The organism is Streptomyces sp. HD, from assembly GCF_028369295.1.
Taxonomy (GTDB): domain Bacteria; phylum Actinomycetota; class Actinomycetes; order Streptomycetales; family Streptomycetaceae; genus Streptomyces.
On sequence record NZ_JAQMYP010000135.1, the window covers coordinates 1 to 2,003 of the forward strand.

Here is a 2,003-nt window from a genome sequence, read left to right on the forward strand (position 1 = left end):
GTGAAGGTCCACAGCAGGTTGGTGCTGCTGCCGTCGGTCCACTGTTTGGTGACGGAGCCCGGGGAGGCGTTGCCGCCGCCGTCGAGGACCAGGCCGGTGGTGCGGTTGGCGATGGAGTAGCTGTCGCCGCTCCGGTGGGTGATCTTCCACTGCTGGTTGGTGCCGCCGTTCCAGGGGGCCTGTCGGGCCGGAGAGCCGTTGTCGGTGGCGCCCCAGCCGTCGGCGACCATGCCGTTCGTGCGGTTGACCAGCCGGTAGTAGCCGCCTGGGACCGGCTCGGCGTGCCACTGGAGGTTGTTGCTGCCGTCCCAGGTCCACTGCTTGAGGTTGGCGCCGGAGGCGACGTTGCCGCCGCTGTCCAGGGCGAGGCCGTTGGTGGCGTTGGTGATCCGGAAGTACGTCGCCGGGTTGAACTGGACCTTCAGTGAGGTGATCTGGTCGTTGTTGCCGGTGGCTCTGAGGTCGGGGTTGTCGGCGGTGAAGGTCCAGGAGGTGCCGGTGAAGTTGTCTGCGGTGTAGCCGATCACCTGGTAGCCGGGGGCCGGCCGGAGGGAGGAGAGGGTGGCCGCGCCCAGTCCGGTCGCGGTCAGGTCGGCCGCGGTGTGCTCGCCCACGGTGAGCAGGGCATGGCCGCCGGTGTAGTTGACGTCCTTGAAACCGATGGCGCCGGCGAGCGGCCGCAGGCCCGGGATGGTGCCGGAGAAGCTGAGTTTCAGGACGTAGGCGTTCGCGTTGTACGGCGCGGAGGATGGCAGGGTGATGGTGAGGCCGGAGGAGTTCTGGGTCGGCGTGGGCAGGTCGATGTAGGTGCCGGCGGTGGTGCCGAGGAGTTTGACCGAGGTCAGCGGCGAGAGGTTGATCCGGTCCGTGCCGAGGGTTTTGATCGTCAGTGAGCTGCCGGGCCAGCCCAGGACGGTGGCGTACAGGGCGTTGTTGGCCTTGTTGCGGGTGAAGCGGATGTCCTGTGGGGTGCCGGCGTGCGGGGTGGTGAAGGAGCCGCCGCCCATCTTCGTCGGGCCCTCGCCGTAGGCCGTCCAGGCGCGGGTCGCGTACAGCGACTCGCCGAAGCGTTTCAGGTGGTCGCCGATGCCGAGCAGGATGTCTTTTTGCGGCTGGGGGATGGTGCCGTCGGCCATCGGCGCGATGTTCAGCAGCATGTTGCCGTTCTTGCTGACCCGGTCGATGAGGGAGTGCAGCATCTGCTGGATCGTGTAGTAGCCGATGCCCTGGGTGTAGCACCAGCTGCTGCTGGAGATGCTGTCGTCGGTCAGCCAGTACGGGCTGGTGATGTCGGCCGGGCCGCCGCGTTCGTAGTCGAAGACCTCGCCCTTGCCGTTCATGCCGTCCTTGTAGGTGGCGACGACCTCGCGGCCCCAGCTGCCCGCCTGGTTGTAGTAGTAGGCCAGGAAGTTCAGGCGCTGCTGCTCGTCGACGGCGTCCAGATTGAAGTCCTGCCACAGGATGTCGGGCTGGGCGCGGTCGATGATCTCCTTGAGCTTGTCGAACCAGAGCTGGTTGGCCGCGGCCGAGTCCAGCTGCCCGTACAGCTTTTTGAGGCTGGGGTCCGTCTGGGCGGGGGCGAACTCGTAGAAGCCGGTGAAGTTGTACGCGTGGTGCATGGCCACCAGCAGTTTCAGGCCCTTGGCGCGGATGGCCGTGGTGAAGAGTTTCAGCAGGTCCAGTCCCGGGCCCTTGTTCACCGAGTTCCACTCGTTGGCCTGGCTGTCCCACATGGAGAAGCCGTCGTGGTGCTCGGCGACGGGGCCGGCGAACCTGGCGCCGGCGTCGGCGAAGAGTTGCACCCACTCGTCGGGGTCGAACTTCCCGCCGGCCGACTTCAGCTTCGGCGCGAACTTCACGAAGTTGCCCGCCAGGTCCTGAGCGCCGTTGATGAAGTTGTGGTACGGCCACGCCGACGGCTGGCCGTAGGTCGCGATGTGGTGCTGGTTGGCGCCGTCTCCGGCCCGGTACATGTTGCGCGGGTACCACTCGTTGCCGAAGGC

Annotated in this window: 1 protein-coding gene; it reads right to left on the reverse strand. The window is 67.0% G+C overall.

The genetic code is table 11. From position 1 onward, the window contains the following. Positions 1-2,003: alpha-L-fucosidase (locus POF73_RS45625; RefSeq protein ID WP_272125443.1), on the reverse strand; the 2,003-nt coding region annotated here is incomplete at both ends.